At 64.1% G+C, this 18,872-nt stretch carries 14 protein-coding genes; 7 read left to right on the plus strand and 7 right to left on the minus strand.

All coding sequences use genetic code 11. The features are described from left to right. Positions 1–138: 138 nt before the first annotated feature. The 6 genes from kdsB to QZY48_RS05030 all read right to left on the minus strand — a co-directional run bounded on the left by kdsB (position 139) and on the right by QZY48_RS05030 (position 5,077). Entirely contained in the window at positions 139–939 is an 801-nt protein-coding gene (kdsB, locus tag QZY48_RS05005) for a 3-deoxy-manno-octulosonate cytidylyltransferase (RefSeq protein WP_295428550.1), read from the minus strand. Beyond that, positions 936–1,967 (minus strand): tetraacyldisaccharide 4'-kinase, encoded by a 1,032-nt coding sequence (lpxK, locus tag QZY48_RS05010; protein ID WP_295428553.1) that lies wholly within the window; start codon positions 1,965–1,967, stop codon positions 936–938. Before lpxK ends, kdsB begins: the two co-directional genes overlap by 4 nt. A 15-nt stretch (positions 1,968–1,982) precedes the next feature. Then, positions 1,983–2,111, minus strand: a complete 129-nt coding sequence (locus QZY48_RS05015; protein WP_295428556.1) for a hypothetical protein — start codon at positions 2,109–2,111, stop codon at positions 1,983–1,985. Between the two features lie 112 nt (positions 2,112–2,223). Continuing rightward, the gene (msbA, locus tag QZY48_RS05020; RefSeq protein ID WP_295428559.1) at positions 2,224–4,017 is read right to left on the minus strand and encodes a lipid A export permease/ATP-binding protein MsbA; all 1,794 of its coding nucleotides are present in this window, start codon (positions 4,015–4,017) and stop codon (positions 2,224–2,226) included. Continuing rightward, on the minus strand, positions 4,014–4,454 hold the full coding sequence (locus QZY48_RS05025; RefSeq protein WP_295428561.1) for a biopolymer transporter ExbD: 441 nt from the start codon (positions 4,452–4,454) through the stop codon (positions 4,014–4,016). The genes msbA and QZY48_RS05025 overlap by 4 nt, the downstream gene beginning before the upstream one ends. After that, positions 4,454–5,077 carry a MotA/TolQ/ExbB proton channel family protein gene (locus QZY48_RS05030; RefSeq protein WP_295428584.1) on the minus strand — a complete coding sequence of 208 codons (624 nt, stop codon included), beginning with the start codon at positions 5,075–5,077 and terminating at the stop codon, positions 4,454–4,456. Before QZY48_RS05030 ends, QZY48_RS05025 begins: the two co-directional genes overlap by 1 nt. Positions 5,078–5,537: 460 nt before the next feature. Here QZY48_RS05030 and QZY48_RS05035 point away from each other — a divergent pair, with 460 nt between their 5' ends. The 7 genes from QZY48_RS05035 (at position 5,538) to QZY48_RS05065 (ending at position 17,785) form a co-directional block, all read left to right on the plus strand. Continuing rightward, positions 5,538–7,100, plus strand: a complete 1,563-nt coding sequence (locus QZY48_RS05035; protein ID WP_295428564.1) for an Eco57I restriction-modification methylase domain-containing protein — start codon at positions 5,538–5,540, stop codon at positions 7,098–7,100. Positions 7,101–7,638: 538 nt separating this feature from the next. Next, positions 7,639–11,046: a helicase-related protein gene (locus tag QZY48_RS05040; RefSeq protein WP_295428567.1), complete on the plus strand. Its 3,408-nt coding sequence runs from the start codon at positions 7,639–7,641 to the stop codon at positions 11,044–11,046. Between the two features lie 2 nt (positions 11,047–11,048). Beyond that, positions 11,049–14,630, plus strand: a complete 3,582-nt coding sequence (locus QZY48_RS05045; protein ID WP_295428569.1) for a DNA methyltransferase — start codon at positions 11,049–11,051, stop codon at positions 14,628–14,630. Next, complete coding sequence (locus tag QZY48_RS05050; protein WP_295428572.1) at positions 14,627–15,760, plus strand: AAA family ATPase; 1,134 nt, start codon at positions 14,627–14,629, stop codon at positions 15,758–15,760. Before QZY48_RS05045 ends, QZY48_RS05050 begins: the two co-directional genes overlap by 4 nt. Continuing rightward, positions 15,757–16,362 (plus strand): DUF4276 family protein, encoded by a 606-nt coding sequence (locus QZY48_RS05055; protein WP_295428575.1) that lies wholly within the window; start codon positions 15,757–15,759, stop codon positions 16,360–16,362. The genes QZY48_RS05050 and QZY48_RS05055 overlap by 4 nt, the downstream gene beginning before the upstream one ends. A 171-nt stretch (positions 16,363–16,533) precedes the next feature. Then, positions 16,534–17,049, plus strand: coding sequence for a DNA-processing protein DprA (locus QZY48_RS05060; RefSeq protein WP_295428576.1), 516 nt, complete (start codon positions 16,534–16,536; stop codon positions 17,047–17,049). A gap of 124 nt (positions 17,050–17,173) precedes the next feature. Then, positions 17,174–17,785, plus strand: a complete 612-nt coding sequence (locus QZY48_RS05065; RefSeq protein ID WP_295428578.1) for a hypothetical protein — start codon at positions 17,174–17,176, stop codon at positions 17,783–17,785. Between the two features lie 299 nt (positions 17,786–18,084). Here the strand turns inward: QZY48_RS05065 and QZY48_RS05070 are convergent, their stop codons facing one another. After that, on the minus strand, positions 18,085–18,708 hold the full coding sequence (locus tag QZY48_RS05070; RefSeq protein WP_295428581.1) for a hypothetical protein: 624 nt from the start codon (positions 18,706–18,708) through the stop codon (positions 18,085–18,087). Positions 18,709–18,872: the final 164 nt, after the last annotated feature.

Consider the following 18,872-nt stretch of genomic DNA (forward strand, 5'->3'; position numbering starts at 1 on the left):
TACGACAACGACAACGACAACGACAACGATTGTATTTAACTTGTTCTTGACTCGTTACTTAGTACGGGAGTACGGGAGTACGGGAGTACGTTGGTGAGTACGAAGCAGAGTCCCTCGTACTAACGTACTTCCTGATCTTCATCCGCCGAGCAGCCGCGTCACCCGCGCCAAGTCCTGGGCATTGTCCACACCGGGCCCGGGTTCCTCCGCCGCAACCCCGACATGAACGCGCTCGCCGTGCCACAGGACCCGCAGTTGCTCCAGTGATTCGGCCAGTTCGAGCGGGGACGGCTCCCAGGCGACGTAACGCTCGAGGAAGCCCGCCCGATAGGCATAGAGCCCGATGTGACGCAGGAAGGTCACGGAGCTGGGCAGATGGGTGCGCTTACCCATGAACTCGTCCCGGTGCCAGGGCAGCGGGGCGCGGGAGAAGTACAGGGCGAAGCCGGCGGCATCGGTCACCACCTTCACCACATGGGGGTCGAAGAGGGTCGCGGCGTCGGCGATCGGATAGGCCAGGGTGGCCATCTGCACCCCGTCCTGCCCGCACAGGTTGAGCGCCACCTGTCGGATCAGCGCGGGCGGCATACAGGGCTCGTCCCCCTGCAGGTTGACGACCACCGTATCGGCGGCCCAGCCGCGCTGCGCGATGACCTCGGCCACGCGGTCCGAACCGCTGTGATGGTGCGCCCCGGTCAACTGCGCCTCGACCCCGCAGGCGGCACAGGCCGCGACGATACGCTGGTCATCCGTGGCCACCACGACCTCGGCGGCCCCGCTCGCGAGCGCGCGCTCCACTACATGCGCGATCATGGGCTTGCCCGCAATGGGCAGGAGCGGCTTGCCGGGCAGCCGGGTGGAGCCGTAGCGGGCCGGGATCACGACCTTGAAGTCCAATGGCGGCGGCGCCGGATCGGCAGGGGTTGGTCGGGTGTTCAAGGGCTGACTATCTCCTGCTGCGTGAACGATGGACTTTGGGTTTCGTCGTGCGCCGCGGGCGCGGGCCCGAGCCGCGCGAAGAGCGCCGTCACGAAGGCCGGATCGGGCGCCGCCGCCACCGGGCACACCCAGTGGTCGGGCCCCGCGAAGGCGGTGCATTTCACGGCGTCCTTCTCGGTCATCAAGACGGGACCGGGCGGCCAGTGCGCCGCCTCGGCCGCGCTGAATGGGTGGTGGTCCGGATAGGGCCGCTCATCCACCAGCAGGCCGCCGGCACGCAGCATGGCGAAGAAGCGCCCCGGATTGCCGATACCGGCCACCGCCGTCACCCGCTGCCCGCGAAAGCCGCTCAAGGGGCGGCGCCGCGCCGGGTCGCGCAGCGCCTGCGCGTCACCGGGGACTAAGCCGAAGCGGTACCCGGCGGCGCTCCCGCCGTGGTGGATCACCAGGTCGACACTCCCCAGCCGTCCGCCCGGCTCCCGCAGGGGCCCGGCCGGCAGACAGCGGCCGTTGCCCAGGCCCCGTTCGCCATCGACCACGGCGATCTCCAGGTCGCGCGCGAGTCGATAGTGCTGGAGACCGTCGTCGCACAGCAACAGATTACACCCGTAGCGACGGATGGCAAGGGCGCCGTCCGCCGCCCGGTCCGGCCCGACCACTACCGGGCAGACCCCGCGCCGGGCGAGCAGGAGCGGCTCATCCCCCACCAGCAAGGGGTCGTCCGCCGCCGCGGCCAGCCGCGGCCATGGACCCGAGCGGGCGCCGTACCCGCGGGTGATGATCGCCGGCCGCCAGCCCCGCGCCACCGCCAACTCCGCGAGCCGCAGCACCAGCGGGGTCTTGCCGGTCCCACCCACCGTCAGGTTGCCCACCACGACCACCGGCACCGGCAGGCGCCGCACCGCGAACCAGCCGCGACGGTACCCGTGACGGCGCACCAGCGCCACCGCGCAATAGAGCCAGCCCAGCGGCGCCAGGGCCAGCGACAGGGGGTGGTGCCGACGGTACCAGATAGGCGTGGGGTCCACGTCAATGCCCGGCTCTTATTCGCAAGAACAAGTCAAACAACAATCGCTGTCGTTGTCGTTGTCGTTGTCGTTGTCGTTGTCGTTGTCATAATCGTAATCGGAGAAGCGATGCAATTTGGGGTGCGAGAGAATCCTGGGCGTCACGATAACCTCGATTACGACAACGACAACGACAACGACCGCGTCCTGTTAATCCTGCGAAATCCTGTTAATCCTGTCCATTTGCTCGCGGCCAATCGAGACGCAGCTTGCAGGGCTAGGCCGTCGAGTCGCCGGCGACCGACTCAGGTCCATCATGAAACTGAAGCCGATGCAGCCGCGCATAATAGCCGCCCAGGGCCAGGAGATCCGCGTGGCGGCCCTGCTCGACGATGCGACCCTCCAGCAGCACCAGGATCCGGTCGGCGTTCTCGATGGTCGACAGGCGGTGGGCGATGACGAGCGTGGTGCGGTGCGCCATCAACTGCTCCAACGCCGCCTGGATGTGGCGCTCGGACTCGGTGTCCAGGGCCGAGGTCGCCTCGTCCAGGATCAGAATAGGGGCGTCCTTGAGCATGGCCCGCGCAATGGCCAGGCGCTGGCGCTGGCCCCCGGAGAGCAGTACGCCGCGGTCCCCGATGGGGGTGTCGAAGCCCTGGGGCAGCCCGTCGATGAACTCCAGCGCATGTGCCGCCTGCGCCACCCGTGTCAGCTCCACGAGCGACGGGGGCTGCGCCCGGCCATAGGCGATGTTGTCGGCAATGCTGTCGTTGAAGAGCACCACGTCCTGGCTGACGAGCGCGATCTGGGCGCGCAGGTCACTGAGCCGCAACTCCAGGATCGGGACCCCGTCGATCCGGATCTCCCCGGCGGTAGGATCGTAGAAGCGCGGCAGCAGGCTCGCGATGGTGGTCTTGCCGCTGCCCGAGCGGCCCACCAGGGCCACCTTCTCGCCCGGTTCGATAACCAGGTTCAGATCGATGATCGCGGGCGTCTTGTCCGCGGCATATTGGTGGGTGACTCCCCGGTACTCGATGCGGCCCTGGGCGCGCCCCAGGGTGCGGGTGCCCGTATCGGGCTCGGGGTCCGAGTCCAGCAGCTCGAACAGGCTCTGCGCCGCGATGATGCCGCGCTGCAGGTGGGAGTTGACCCCGGTGAGCCGCTTCACCGGCGGGAGCAACAGGCCCATGGCGACCACGAAGGACATGAAGGTGCCGACCGTGATGTCTTCGCGCAGGCCCTGGAGGGTGGAGAGATAGACGATCACCGCAATGGCGAGCGCCGCGATCATCTGCACCAGGGGGACACTCGCCGACTCGGTGGCGATCATCTTCATCTGCAGCGAGCGGGTCTTCTCGTTGATGAAGCCGAAGTGACGCGACTCCTGCGCCTGACCGCCGAAGGCCTTGACCACCCGATGACCGTCGATCGCCTCCTGGGCTACATGGGTGAGTTCGCCCACCCGGTCCTGGATGCGCCGGCTGTAGCGCCGGAAGCGCTTGGTGGCAAATTTGACCGCACCGGCCATCACCGGGCCGATCACCAGAAAGATCACCGACAGGCTCGCGTTGATATAGAGCATGTAGCCCATGAGGCCGATGACGGTGGCGCCGTCGCGCACCAGGGTGGTGACGGCGGAGGTGGCAGCGCTCGCCACGTTCTCCACGTTGTAGGTCAGTTTGGCCAGGATGTGGCCGGAACCGTGGGTGTCGTAATAGCGGGTGGGCACCCGCAGCAGGTGCTCGAACATGGCCTGGCGCAGGTCCGCCACCACGCGCCGCCCGATCCAACTCAGGCAATAGTCGTTGATGAAGCCGGCGACCCCGCGCACCAGGAAGATCACCACCAGGAACACCGGCATGGCCCGCACTATTGACTCGTCCTTGTGCACGAAGCTGCCGTCGATCAGGGGCTTCATCATCGCGGCGAAGAGCGGCTCGGTCGCCGCGTAGATCAGCATCCCGAAGATCGAGAAGCCGAACATCTTCCAGTAGGGCCGGGCATAGCCGAGCAGCCGCCCGTAGACCTGCCGGGCCTGCACCTGGAACGGGACCTCGTCGCCGGTACTCATCGGTCGGCCGCCGGGGCCGCCCGGGCGGCACTGAAGGCGATCTTCAACAGACCCAACTGCGCCGCCGCGTCGAGCGCGGTCATCACCGCCTGGTGGGGGCTCAGGGCATCGGCCTGGATCAACACCGCCAAGCCCTTGCGCTCACCCAGGGCGCCGGTGATGGCCCGCACCAGGGTCTGGGTCTGTTGGTCCACCACCGCCCGGTCGTCCACATAGAAATTCCCCCCCTGATCGATGGTAATCCGCAGCCGCTCCGGGTCCTGATCGGCGCGCTCCTCCTCCCCCTGTGCCTCGGGCAACTGGAGGTGCAGCCGCGAGGCGTCTTTCTCCTTGAAGGTGGTCGAGACCATGAAGAAGATGAGCAGCACCAGCAGCACGTCCAGCAGGGGTATCAGGACCATTTCCGGCGGCTTGCGGCGGTTGGGGCGCAGATTCATCAGGACTCCCCGGCGTCTTCGCGCTCGCCCTTCATCACCTCTACCAGCCGCAGGGCCTGCGCCTCCATCTCGATCGCCAGCCGATCCACCTTGCCCTCGAAAAAGCGATGACACAGGAGCGTCGGGATGGCGACGAAGAGCCCCGCCGCCGTGGTCAGCAGGGCGGTCGCGATGCCGCCCGCCAGCAGCGCGGGGTTGCCGACCCCCGCGCTCGTGATGACCGTGAACATCTTGATCATCCCCACGACGGTGCCGAGCAGACCGAGCAGGGGCGTGACTGCGGCGATGGTACCCAGGGCGTTGAGGTAGCGCTCCAGGTCCGCCACCACATGGCGGCCGGCATCACCGAGTGCCTCCTTCATCACCTCACGCGAGTGAGCGCGGTTCACGAGCCCCGCCGCCAGCATCCGGCCCAGGGGCGAGCCCTCCCGGATCTCCTCGATCCGGTCCGCGCTGAGCTTCCCCTGGCGATGCAGTTGCCAGATCCGGGTCACCAGGTCCTCCGGCATGATGCGCGCACGCCGCAGGGTCAGGGCGCGCTCGATCACCAAGGCGGTGGCGACCACGGAACAGGCAACGATCGGCCACATCAGCCAACCGCCCGCGCGCATCAACTCGAGCAAGGGGAGTTCCTCAGGAGAAGCCTCAAAGAATTCAATGCTTGGCACGCCGACGAGGCCGTCCACGCGCGGCCCCCGGGGTGCCGATGGTCACCAGCAACCCGCGATGATACCCCAAACCGCGGGGCTATCGGCTATCGGCTATCGCCGCGGCCGAGCGCGGATCCGGACTCCCCAAGCAAGTCGCGCAGCGACGCTGTGGGAGCGGCTTCAGCCGCGACGGGCCGCGCGAGAACGCGGCGTCGGCGTTCGCCGCGGCAGAGGCGCCGGGGCCGGCGAGCGCCTCGATGGCGCCCCCCGCAACCGATTATGGTTGCGACCCGGCCGTTACCCGCGCATACAATCTGCCGGATACTGGGGTGCGGGCATCCGGTCTCCATCGTTGCCGACGCCCTCGCCCACCGCGAGATCCGTAGGGTCCGCTGTGCGGACCGAGTTCGGAGCCAGGCCCGTAGGGTCCGCTGTGCGGACCGAACTCGGCGCCAGGCCACAGGTCCACCGCACCGATCATCGCTCTATTTTGGTTCAAGACAAACCAGCAGGTCCATCATTGTTATCCGCACTGGAACAGACAAGGCTCAGGGTATCGCGAAACACCGGCGCCCAAAAGAAATCACTCTTCGGACAATTTCTCACGCCGGCCCGCACGGCCCGCTTCATGGCCGGGCTATTCCGCCCGACGGCCGCTGATCGGTGTCGATTACTCGATCCAGGCGCCGGCATCGGCTCCCTGACGAGTGCCTTCCTTGACCGGTGCCACCCGGGCGACCTGCATTTTCCCGCCATTGACGTGACCGCCTTCGAGCTGGACAGCCTGCTTCACGCGGAACTGGCCCGCTCGCTGTCGCGCCATACGGCTCACGCCAAGCTGACCTGCGAAATCCTCGGCGGCGACTTCATCGAGCAGGCAGTCAATCGCGTCCAGTTCGGGCAGACCCCGTTTACCCATGCCATTCTCAATCCACCGTACAAGAAGATCGGCAGCGCGTCCCGCTACCGCCTGCTGCTGCGGCAGGTCGGCATCGAGACGGTAAATCTTTATTCGGCCTTTGTCGCCCTGACGGTCGCCCTGATGGCCCCGGGCGGCCAGGTCGTCGCCATCATTCCGCGCAGCTTCTGCAACGGCCCCTATTACCGGCCGTTCCGCGACTTCATGCTGGAGCGGGCCGCACTCCGTCACCTGCACCTGTTCGATTCGCGCACCACTGCCTTCAAGGACGACGCGGTGCTGCAGGAGAATATCATCATGGTGCTCGAACGCGGCGCCCCGCAGGGCGAGGTCACCGTGTCGGCATCGACCGATGACAGCTTCAGCGACCTTGCATCACACAGGCACCCCTTTGAACGCATCGTCTTGCCGGGTGATTCCGAACGCTTCATTCAGGTGCCGAGGACGCTTGAACCCAACGCCATCGAGCGGTCGGCCGCCGTTGCCTGTTCGCTCGCCGAGATCGGTGTCGGCGTATCGACCGGGCCGGTGGTCGATTTCCGGCTGAAGGCGCACCTGCGGGACCTGCCGGGGCCGGGTACCGTCCCGCTGCTCTACCCCGCCCACTTCAGGGGCCTGAGCACCGAATGGCCCAAGCCGGGACTGAAAAAGCCGAACGCGATCCAACGTAACGCCGAGACCGAGAAATGGCTTTATCCCACTGGCTGCTATTGTGTGGTCCGCCGCTTCTCGGCCAAGGAGGAGCGGCGCCGGATTATTGCCGGGGTAGTTCGTCCGGGCGCATTCGAGGGCGTGGAAATGCTGGGCTTCGAGAACCACTTGAACGTCTTTCACGAGCGCAGACAGGGCCTGCCGGAAGCCCTTGCGCTCGGTTTGGCCGTGTTCCTGAGCACGAGCGCCGTCGATGAGAATTTCCGGCGATTCAATGGACATACTCAGGTCAACGCTACGGATTTGAAGCTCATGAAATACCCGAGCCGCGCCGCCCTGATCGCTCTTGGGGAATGGGCGATCAGTGCAGCGACCGCACCAACTCAGGCGATGATAGATGACCAAGTCGCCAAGCTGACTTTATGACGAATCGTAGCGACCATATTTCACCGACGAAGCATCGTAGGGTGGACAAGCGCAGCGCAGTCCACCAGCGACGGCGCGGGCTTCGGCCTTGTCGCCGGAAGCCGACCCGGCGCAAGCCGCGACCGGCGCTCAGGGCCAAGTCCGAACCCGACGGTCGGGACTGCCCGGTAATGTCGTGCAGCGACGCCGTGGAAGGGGCCTGCCGCCGCGACGGGATGCGCGCACGGAATCAGGCGTCGAAGTCACCACGGCACCGCATCGCGAGCGGCAGAGCCATCGGGGCCGCCAAGGTCGGCTCGATGGCGGCCCCCGCGACCGATTCTGGTTGCAACCCGACCATCACCCGCGCATACAATCCGCCTGGCGTAAGGGTCCGGACATCCGGCCTCGCCCATGGTCACGGCCGCCGCGCGCGCCACGAGATCCTTGATCCGCGCAGCGGACCCGGGCTCGGTGGCGGACCCCAGGGGCTCGCCGTGCGAACCGATGTGCGCCGCGTCCGCAACCTGGACTCCCGCCGCGAACAAAGGATGCCTCCATGCCCAGAATCTTCGACAACATCGACCAAGCGCTCCTGCCGGCCCTGCAAGAAACCCTGACGGTCGGTGACCGGGCCGATTTCTGTGTCGGCTACTTCAACCTCCGCGGCTGGCGTCACCTGGCGGACGCGGTCGGTCGCTGGACCGGCGGCGAAGGTCATTGTTGCCGGCTCTTGGTTGGGATGCAGCTCGCGCCGTCCGAGGAACTGCGGCACGCCCTGCGCATCCAGGACCAGGACGATTCGCTCGACAACCAGACCGCGTTGCGCGAAAAACGCCGCCTGGCGGAAGACTTCCGACGGCAACTCGCCCTTGGGGTACCCACCAATCCGGATGAGGCCGCGCTCCGGCAGCTTGCGCAACAACTGCGTGCCGGCCAACTCGTCGTCAAGGTATACCTGCCGCGGTCACTGCACGCCAAGCTCTATCTCGTCCACCGGCGCGACGCCAACAACCCCATGACCGGCTTCGTCGGCAGCAGCAACCTCACCATGGCCGGCCTGGCACAGCAAGGGGAGTTGAACGTCGATGTGCTGGAGCACGACGCCTGCGCCAAACTCGCCGCCTGGTTCGAGGATCGCTGGCGGGAGCGTTGGTGCATCGACATCTCCAAGGAACTCGCGGCCATCATTGATGAGAGCTGGGCCGCGGACCGGCTGGTTCCGCCCTACCACGTTTATCTGAAGATGGCCTATCACCTGGCCCAGGAGGCGCGTACCGGGCTCTTGGAATTCCGCATTCCGGCCATCTTCGGCGATGCCCTCTTCGACTTCCAGGTAGCAGCGGTCAAGATCGCCGCGCACCATCTGAACAAACGCGGCGGCGTGCTGATCGGGGACGTGGTGGGACTCGGAAAGTCCTTGATGGCGACCGCGCTGGCCCGGATCTTCGAGGATGACTACGCCACCGAGACCCTGATCCTCTGCCCCAAGAACCTGGTGTCGATGTGGGAGGCTTATTGCCACCGCTACCGCCTTCACGCCAAGGTCCTGTCGATCTCCCGGGTCCTGATCGAGCTTCCCGAGAAGACCCGGCGCTATCGGGTGGTGCTCATTGATGAATCACACAACCTGCGCAATAAGGAGGGCCGGCGCTGGCGGGCCATCCGCGACTACATCGACCGTAATGACAGCCGCTGTATCCTGCTCTCCGCCACCCCCTACAACAAGACCTATCGCGACCTGTCCGCCCAGCTTGGCCTGTTCCTGAAGGAGGACACGGACTTGGGTATCCGCCCGGAACGCCTCGTCGCCGAGTTGGGGGGCGAGCACGAGTTCATCCGCCGCCATCAATGCCCGGTCCGCTCGCTTGCCGCCTTTGAGAAGAGCAATGACCCCGACGACTGGCGTGACCTGATGCGACTATACATGGTGCGCCGCACGCGCGGATTCATCATGCAGAACTATGCAAGCAGCGACGACATCGGCCGCTATCTACAGTTCCCGGACGGCAGCAAGTCTTATTTCCCCAAGCGCATCCCCAAGAATCTTGCCTTCCGCATCGACGCCAGCGACCCGCGGGACCCCTACGCCCGCTTCTACTCCAGCACGGTGGTCGATGCGGTCAATGCCCTCCTCCTGCCCCGCTATGGTCTCGGCAACTATCTGACTCCAAAGCCCAAACAACCAGTCGGCGCCCACGAGGAGCGGATCATTGCCGGCCTCTCCCGGGCCGGGACCCGCCTCATGGGCTTTTGTCGTACGAATCTCTTCAAGCGTCTGGAGAGTGCCGGGCCAGCCTTTCTGCTCTCCATCGAGCGTCACATCCTGCGCAACTTCATCGTGCTCCACGCCATCGAGCAGGGGCTGCCGATACCCATCGGTACCCAGGGCGCGGAATTGCTGGACACCCGCTACTGCGACGAGGACGTCGATGACAGCCTGGCGGCGGACGACGCGAACGACGAGGCTGCCGACGGCAGCGCCGCCGATCTGAGCGACAACCCGGAGATCAGCGCCGACCTGCGCACGGAGACCGACTTCCGCGCCCGTGCGGGTAAGGCCTATGCGGCATACAGCGGCCCCTTCAATCGGCGGTTCCGCTGGCTGCCCAGCACCCTGTTCAAGCGCAGCCTGGCCGCCGACCTGCGCGCCGACGCGCGCGCCCTGATCGGTGTCCTGGGGGTCTGCGGCGCTTGGGACCCGGCCCAGGACACCAAGCTGGCGCAGTTGCACAGGCTCGTCACCGAGGACCATGGTAAAGAGAAGCTGCTGGTCTTCACCCAGTTTGCGGATACTGCCCGCTACCTCGCCGAGCAGCTTCAATCCCGAGGAGTACTGGCCATCGCCCCCGTTACCGGCCAATCCGCGGACCCGACCGAGTTGGCGTGGCGCTTCTCGCCGGATTCCAATGACAAGCGCGGTAACATCCCGGCCGCGGAGATGTTGCGGGTCTTGATCGCCACGGACGTACTCTCCGAGGGTCAGAACCTTCAGGACTGCGCCATTGTCGTCAATTATGACCTCCCCTGGGCCATCATCCGCCTCATTCAGCGGGCCGGCCGGGTGGACCGCATCGGTCAGCGCGCGGATCGGCTCCTGTGCTACTCCTTTGTCCCCGCCGACGGGGTAGAGCGCCTCATCGGCCTGCGTCAGCGGGTGCGCCAACGGCTCATCCAGAACGCGGAGGTGGTCGGCTCCGACGAGCAGTTCTTTGAGGACGACGGCAATGACCAAGTGGTCCGGGACCTCTACACGGAGCGCAGCGGCATCCTGGACGATGACGCGGACACCGAGGTCGACCTTGCCTCCTACGCCTATCAGATCTGGAAGAACGCCACGGACGCGGACCCGGGTCTCACCGCACAGATCGAGGGCCTGCCGGACGTGGTCTACGCCACCAAGGCCCACCCGTCCGCCCCCGGCGCCCCGCCCGGTGTGCTCGTTTACACCCGCACCCCTCAGGGCAATGACGCGCTCGCCTGGATGGACGAGGAGGGCCGCGCGGTCACACAATCCCAACTCACCATCCTCAAGGCCGCCGCCTGTGCCGCGGACACCCCGGCCCTGCCGCGCCAGGAGCAGCACCATGCACTCACGCAACGGGGGCTCGCGCACATCGTCAAGGAGGAACAGTCGTTCGGAGGTGCCCTGGGCCGCCCGTCCGGGGCCCGGTTCAAGACCTACGAGCGGCTCAAACGCTATCGCGCCGCCCTGGGTGACACGCGCGACCTCTTCATCACCGACGAGCACGTCCGCCAGGTCGATCGGGTCCTGGAGGAGGTCTATCGCAACCCACTCATGGCGGGCGCCGCGGATACGCTCAATCGCCAACTCAAGGCCGGTATCGACGACCATAGCCTGGCGGACTTGGTACTGCGCCTGCGCGAAGACGGCCGACTCTGCGTTATCGCTGACCAGGACGAGGTGCGAGAACCACGCCTGATCTGTAGTATGGGCCTGGTATGAGTATGGACAAACTACACATCGAGCGTATCCGCGATCGGCTTCAGTCCTTTGACTTCAAGCGCCTGTTTACCGAGGAACTCGGCTGGTCGCAGGTCCGGGGCGCCAAGCCGACTCCGATCAAGAGCCAGGAGCAGACCTGGCAGGCTATCCCGATCGCCGAACTGTCCGGTGTCGTTGCGTTCCTGGTGGACGGACTGCCGGCGCGGGAGGCTCGTCTGGAGGTCCACAAGGCATTGTCCCAACAGGCCCACGAGAACCTGATCATCTTCGTGGACCACCGTATCGATACCACCCAAAGCCTCTGGCTCTGGGTCAAGCGGGAGGGCAGCAAGCGCTTCCCCCGCGAGCACCTCTACGTCAAGGGCCAGCCCGGCGATCTGTTCATTTCCAAGATCTCCGGCATCGTTGTCGACATCAATGAGTTGGATGAAGGCGGCCATTTTCCGTTGGCCCAACTCGTCAGGCGGATGCAATCCGCCCTGGATGTCGAGCGCGTCACCAAGCAGTTCTTCAGGGACTACGACGCCCTGCGCCTGAACTTCGTCGACTTGATCAAGGGTATCCCCGCGGAGCGGGACTGCCGTTGGTATGCCTCCGTGTTGATGAACCGGCTGATGTTCGTCTGGTTCCTCCAGCGTAAACACTTCCTCGACCACGGCAACCTCGACTATCTCACCGACAAGTTGGCGGAGAGCCGGCGACGCGGCAAGGACCGCTTCTACACCGAGTTCCTGCAGGCCCTGTTCTTCGAGGGTTTCGCCAAACCCGAAGAAGCCCGTAGCGCCGCCGCCCGCGTCCTGATCGGGGATGTCCGTTTTCTCAACGGCGGCCTGTTCATACCCCATCGGCTGGAACAGGACTACGGACCGGCCATCCGCGTCCCCGACGCCGCGTTCGAGAACCTCTTTGGTCTGTTCGCCGGCTACTCGTGGAACCTGAACGACACCCCCGGGGGCTTGGACAACGAGATCAACCCTGACGTACTGGGCTATATTTTCGAGAAATACATCAATCAGAAGGCCTTCGGTGCCTATTACACCCGGCCGGAAATCACGGAATACCTGTGCGAACGTACCATCCACCGGATCATTCTCGCGCGGATCAACCTGTTTCTGACCCCGCTCGAACTGCTTGCGGCATCGGGCGTCAAGGAGAAGGCGGCCCGTAGGTTTCATAGCCTCGCCGACCTGCTGCTCAATCTGGATGCGCCACTGTGCCGCGAACTGCTGCGGGTGTTGCCCGACCTCAAGCTGCTCGACCCCGCGTGCGGGTCCGGCGCCTTCCTGGTCGCCGCCATGAAGACCTTGATCAATATCTACTCGGCAGTGATCGGTCGGATCAAGTTCCTCAATGACAAGGGCCTCGCCGCACAGGTGGCGCACTGGGAGACCGAGCACAAGAGCCTGTCCTATTTCATCAAGCGCCGGATCATCACCGACAACCTGTTCGGCGTGGACATCATGGAGGAGGCAACCGAGATCGCGAAACTGCGCCTGTTCCTCGCCCTGGTGGCCTCGGCGCAGACCGTGGAGCAACTGGAGCCCCTGCCCAATATCGACTTCAATATCCTCGCCGGCAATTCGCTCATCGGCCTGATCAAGGTCGATGCCGAGCGATTCGATACCGGCAAGGGCGAGTTCGGCGGGCAGATCGATCTCTTTCGCAAGACCTACCCCGAGGTCCTGGCAGAAAAGAACCGGCTGGTGGACACCTACCGCCATACTGCCTCATGGGCGGGTGGGTCGGTAGACCTGTCGAGCCTCAAGACCCAAATCGAGACGCAGAAGGCCGAGGCCCAGGTCACCCTCAACGAGTTGTTGCTGCATGATTGGCACCAGGCCGGCATCCGCTTCGAGGCGGCGGCCTGGGACCTGGCCAAGGGCAAGGACGCGAAGCCGAAGAAGCGCAACTTGCAGGTCGCCGATATCCAGATCCTGCAGCCCTTTCACTGGGGCTTTGAGTTCGACGAGATTCTGAATCAGCGGGGCGGCTTCGACGCCATCATCACCAACCCGCCCTGGGAGATCTTCAAGCCCAACGGCAAGGAGTTCTTCCAGGAGCACTCAGAGCTGGTCAGCAAGAACAAGATGACCATCGAGGAATTTGACAAGGAAAAAGCCAGGCTGCTGAGGGATCGAGAGGTCCGCGCTGCCTGGCTGGACTATCTGTCACGTTTTCCCCACGTCAATGCCTGGTTCCGCACCGCCCGCCAATATGCCCATCAGAGCGCGCAGGCGCAGGGCAAGAAGATCGTCACCGATCTGAATCTCTATAAGCTGTTCCTGGAGCAGTGTGTCAACCTGCTGCGGCGTGGCGGTGAGTGCGGCATCGTCATCCCGTCCGGCATCTACACGGACCTGGGAACCAAGGGGCTGCGGCAGATGCTGTTCGACGAGAACACAGTCACCGGTCTGGTCGGATTTGAGAATCGTAAGGAGGTTTTTGAAGGGGTGCATCGCAGCTTCAAGTTTGTTGTGCTGACGTTCGAGAAGGGCGGTGAAACGGCGTCCTTTCCTGCTGCCTTCATGCGGCTGGATGTTGCCGATCTGGCCTATTTTCCGGCGGAGATCGGCATCCCGGTCTCATTGGACCTGGTGCGCCGGCTCTCGCCGGACTCGCTATCCATCGCGGAGCTGCGCTCGCCGCAAGACGTTGCCATCGTCGACAAGCTCTATCGTCACCCGCTGCTCGGCGAAGCGATCCCCGGCGCCTGGAATCTCCTGCTCGGACGGGAGTTTCATATGACCGACGACAAGGCCCTGTTCGAGACGGCGCCGGCGCAAGGCCGTTGGCCGCTGTTTGAAGGCAAGATGATTTGGCAATTTGAGACCGCCTATGAGACGCCGCGCTATTGGATACCGGTCGATGCGGGTCGAAGCCAGTTGCGCGCCCTGGCCGCCAAACGACTCACCAATGAACTCAAACAATCGGCCGGGCTTTCGACTGAACAGGCGGGCACCTTGTTCGATCCCGCCGACCTGCGCCTCGATCATGAGTGCTATCGCCTTGCCTTTCGTGATATCGCCGCCAGTACGAATGAGCGAACCATGATCGCGGCGGTATTGCCGCGGGAGGTCTTCGCCGGCAATACGCTGAACCTGTCCATGCCGTGGCGCTTTGAAGTGACGGGCCAGGTCTGGCGGCAATTACCCACGCTCGGGGCCCAGGAGATGCTGTATCTGACCGCGTGTCTCGATTCCTTTGTGGTCGACTGGATGCTGCGGCAGAAGGTGACATCCCATCTGAATCAGTTTTACGTCTATCAGATTCCACTGCCGCGCCTCGCCGAGGATGCAGAGGCCCTGCAACCCATCGCCACCCGTGCCGGTCAGCTCACCTGCGTATCCGCCGCCTTTGATGACCTGGCACAGGCGGTTGGCCTGAGGTCGCACCGCGGCGGCGTTCCCGACCCCGTGGAGCGTGCCCGCTTGCGCGCGGAGTTGGACGGACTCGTCGCGCACCTTTATGGTCTCACCGAGGTGGAATTCGGCCATATCCTGTCCGTCTTTCCCCTGGTGGCCGAGCCGGTCAAGATCGCGGCCCTCAACGCCTATCGGGATGTCGCAAGAGGTCTGATCCAATGACAGCAGTGGTGCGTCTGCACAGCGTCCGAGTCCGGAATTTCAAGGCGATCGTCGATAGCGGGGTGGTCAAACTCGGGCCGCTCAGCGTCTTTATCGGCTATAACGGTGCCGGTAAGTCGAGTCTGATCGAGGCCCTTGAGACCTACCAGGCCATCGTACGCGACGGACTGGACGCGGCGATGCAGCGTTGGTTCGGAATCGAGCACGCCCGCCACAAGGGTCAGGAGACGAAGGGGCGCCAGGGCAGGAAGGTCAGCCCGATCGGCTTCACGCTGACCATCGGGACATCGCCGCGCAAGGCGTCGCGGGTGACCATGTCCATCGACAACGATCCGGCGTTCAATGAGATCTTTATCTGCGATGAGGCTATCCGTCTCCCGGACGGAACCCTGCTTCAGCGCGATTCCACTGGTGCGGGCGTAGGGAAGGGGCAGTCGCTCCTGAATCGGCCGTCGGCGGAGCTCAGGGACCTCGCGGAGACGGTGCTTCGCTGGCAATTCCTGACGCTGAGCCCCGAGCGGATGGGGCTTCCAGTTCCACAGCAGCGTACCGGCGGTGGCGTGTCCCTGGCCGGCGATGGGTCCAATATCGCCGATTTTCTCTTGGACCTGCGGCGCCAGGACCAGAATGCCTTCGACGGCATCGTCGAGACCATGGCCTATGTTCTGCCCTACGCCAAGGATATCGCGCCGTCACTGACATCCTCCGAGATCGAGCGCAAGACCTGGCTGCAACTCACCGAGTCCGACTTCAAGGTGCCGGGCTGGATGCTATCCGCCGGTACCTTGCGCCTGCTCGCCCTGCTGGCCTTGCTCCGCCACCCCAAGCCGCCGCCGCTGATCCTGATCGAGGAGATCGAGAACGGCCTGGACCCGCGCAGCATGCATCTGGTCGTGGATGAAATCCGCAATGCGGTGTTGGATGGCGTGACCCAGGTGATCTTGACCACCCATTCGCCGTATCTGCTCGACCTGTTGACGCTTGAACATCTGGTATTGGTAGAGCGGGACGGGGATGGCGCTCCGCGGTTTCGTCGCCCGGCCGATGATGTCACGCTTGCCGCGTGGGCGGATAAGTTTTCCCCCGGCAAACTCTACACCATGGGCAACTTGTCGCGGAGTCAGGCGTGAAAGTCGGTTTCGTTTTCGAGTGCGGGCCGCAGGGCGCCGATCTGCAGGTATGCGAGTATCTGGCAAGGAAGATCCGCCCGGAGATTACGCCCGTCTCCCGCACGTTGAGCAACAAGGACGACCTGCTCAAGGAAGCCGGTAGGGTAGCGGCATTGCTGCTCGCTGAGGGCTGCGAGCGGGTGTTGGTCGTCTGGGATCTGCGTCCTGCCTGGCCGGACATGGACAAGAAGCCCTGCCGCCGGGAGGAACGTGCGGCACTGCTCGAGGCCATTGCCAGCGCCCAGGTCGCATCCCACCGTGTTTTTCTGGTCTGCGTTGAGCAGGAACTTGAAAGCTGGCTCCTGGCGGATGAAACCAAGATGTCAGCCTATCTGTCCACTGCTACGCGTCCGTATAAAGCCAAGAAGGTGAAGAAGCCAGATGAGGTAAAGAACCCCAAGTCTGTGATGATCGAGTGCTTCAAAGAGGCACGAGGGCGCCGCTACGAAGACCGCACAGACGCGATTAAGCTTTTGAGAGTGGGAGAGACGAACCTGCAAAAGCTCCGTCGTTCGCCGAGCTTCGAGCGCTTCGAGTCGAAACTCAAGCAACCTGTGTTCTGACTGCGGATGCTTCATTATCCCTGCCGCTGGACAATGGGCAGGAAAAGCAATAAAAAAACTTATGAAACAATATGATGAGGCCGTTTTTATTATCCGGCGGGCGCTATGACCCGGCGGGCGGGGGCGCTGAGGCCGATCCCACTCCCCCTGCCGGAGCGGGCAAGCCGGACCTTGCCGGAACCGACACTCGCCACCCTCCATGCCGTCGGCAATCCTGCGTTGCTCGCTGAGCCCTTGCTTGGCCTGCTGGCTTCTCGCGACTGTCCCGGTCGCATCCTGCTCGATACCTTGGAACTGGTTCCCCCGTGGGTTCGCGACGGACGGGTGATCCTGAGCGGCTTCCACTCCCCGTTGAAGCAACAGGTGCTGCGCTCGGTGCTGCGTCGCAACGGCTGCGTCGTCAAAATACTGGCGCGCGGCATGGAGGAGTACCATCCGCCGGAGCAGGAGCGCGCGCCCCTGACGAACGGGACCCTACTGGTAGTGACGGCGTATCCCGACGGCATTCATCGCACCACGCGCGAGACCGCGCTGGCACGTAACCGGCTGGTCCTGGCACTCGCCAGCGAGTTGGTCATCCCGTATGCCGCACCAGAAAGCGGGCTGGCATCTTTGCTGACCGAGTGGGGCAATCTCTCAGGCACTACCGCTGCGCCCGGGGGCAAGTCCGCGATTACCAGGCTGTAGGCGGGCCCGAGACCCCACCGCAACAGACCGAAACCTCGAATTTGCACAGAGCAAGAATCTGATGACAAACAGAATTCGGAGCATCCTAGAGCAACTGGAGCAGGTCCGCGAAGACCTGTTGGCCTTGTCGGACGACATCTGGCTCAGCATCGACCATAACGACAGCCAGGCATTGGACGAGGGCGTCACCTTCAAGAAGACATACAACGCGAAGATGGCCGCCTTTGACCAGTTGGCGGGCGAGTTGTCGACCCTGGTACAGAAATTTACCGCGGTAAAGCTCGATGAATCAGCCGCCCCGGCAAACCAGACACGCCACACAACCGAGAGGATCATCCGCGACCTGGATCAACGCCAAGCCCATGGGCTGACAGAGGACTTCACCTTCAAGCGGCCCTACGGATTTCACATCGGGGACGAGGCACAAGCCGAGATCAATACCTGGCGGCGGCTATACGAACTGATCTGCCTGCACTTGGCAGGCCACGACGCGGACCGCTTCGCGCGGCTGCCTGATAATCCGACCTTCACCACCCGCCGCGGCAATTCGTCCTTTACGCGCGACCCGACAACCCTGCGCTCAGCCATGGCGCTCCCGTCCGGCGTCTATGCTGAGGTCAACCTCTCTGCCAATCACCTGCGTGACCAGATCAAAGCCCTGCTGGATACCTTCGATATTGAGCGCGAAGCGCTTCGTATCTATCTGCGCCAGGACCGTGACGCAGAAGGTCAATGAAAACCCCTCCGCCAGGCACCGAATCACTCGTCTACTATTTCGTGGACGAGGCCGGAGACCCCGTGCTCTTCAATCGCAAAGAGCGCGTGATCGTCGGCGACGAAGGCTGCTCACGCTACACGAAACACAAGCCGCTCACTCTGGCAGCTTTGGAGAATAAGAGGCGGGGGATATAGGGCTAGTCGGAAGAATGCACAAACCACACGGCATGAAGCCGAATTTCGTCCCCGGCCTTAGAACCAAGATATGCCAGCCGGCGCTTGAGATCAAGGCCGAAGGCGCTAACCGGCGGGCCTGGCTTAGAGCCGATAATCCTCCAGCGGATCGGCAGTAGCGCCCCGGCCGGAGCAGAAACCCCACCGCGACCCGGCCTCGCCCAAGGCCCACTCGACCACGTCCAGTGGGTCATCGCCCCGGGTCAGGCGTTCGTCGACCTCGCGGGGCAGGCCGAAGCGTTCCTTAAGGTCCTCCCCGGCGCGCCGGCGGCGGGCGCTGGCGATGGCTGAAGCGGCGTGGGCGATGCGGCCTTTGAGCGACGCGATGGTCTGCTGCTTGTTCATGACGACGCCGACCAGGAAGTCGATGACGCGCGTAGAGTCCGCCCAGCGCTCGCGCAGTTGGCGAATCCGCTCCTCGATGGCCTGGGGTTCCAGCCGTCCTTCGTCCAGGCAGTATTCGGCGAAGACGCCTTGAACCACGACGACAAACAGGGTCAGGGAGCGCGCGGCGTCATCGGCGCGGCCATAGACCAGCCGTCCGGCCTGGTCGATATCCAGCTCATCGAAATAGGCCCGCACGCCGGGGCTGGCACCGTCGATACAGTCGCCGACGCGATAGCTGCTCAGGCAGCAATCGAAGCGCTTGGTCTGCACCTGCGTGTCCTTGCCGTCGATCTCGATGTAGAGTGAATCGAACATGCCCATTGCAGTGGCCTCCGAGTTGGCGAGCTTGGCGTGAAAGTTCTTAGTAACGAGTCAAGAACGAGTTAAACACAATCGTTGTCGTGGTCTGTCGTTGTCGTTGTCGTTGTCGTTGTCGTTGTCGTTGTCGTTGTCGTAATCGTAATCGTAATCGGAGAAGCGATGCA

The sequence above is a fragment of the uncultured Thiodictyon sp. genome, assembly GCF_903828115.1.
GTDB lineage: Bacteria > Pseudomonadota > Gammaproteobacteria > Chromatiales > Chromatiaceae > Thiodictyon.

What these genes read in the sequence shown, in the direction of transcription:
- QZY48_RS05045 (WP_295428569.1), top strand. Translation starts at nt 11,049, where the DNA reads ATGGACAAACTACACATCGAGCGTATCCGCGATCGGCTTCAGTCCTTT.
- QZY48_RS05050 (WP_295428572.1), top strand. Translation starts at nt 14,627, where the DNA reads ATGACAGCAGTGGTGCGTCTGCACAGCGTCCGAGTCCGGAATTTCAAG.
- QZY48_RS05025 (WP_295428561.1), bottom strand. Translation starts at nt 4,454, where the DNA reads ATGAATCTGCGCCCCAACCGCCGCAAGCCGCCGGAAATGGTCCTGATA.
- msbA (WP_295428559.1), bottom strand. Translation starts at nt 4,017, where the DNA reads ATGAGTACCGGCGACGAGGTCCCGTTCCAGGTGCAGGCCCGGCAGGTC.
- QZY48_RS05070 (WP_295428581.1), bottom strand. Translation starts at nt 18,708, where the DNA reads ATGGGCATGTTCGATTCACTCTACATCGAGATCGACGGCAAGGACACG.
- QZY48_RS05040 (WP_295428567.1), top strand. Translation starts at nt 7,639, where the DNA reads ATGCCCAGAATCTTCGACAACATCGACCAAGCGCTCCTGCCGGCCCTG.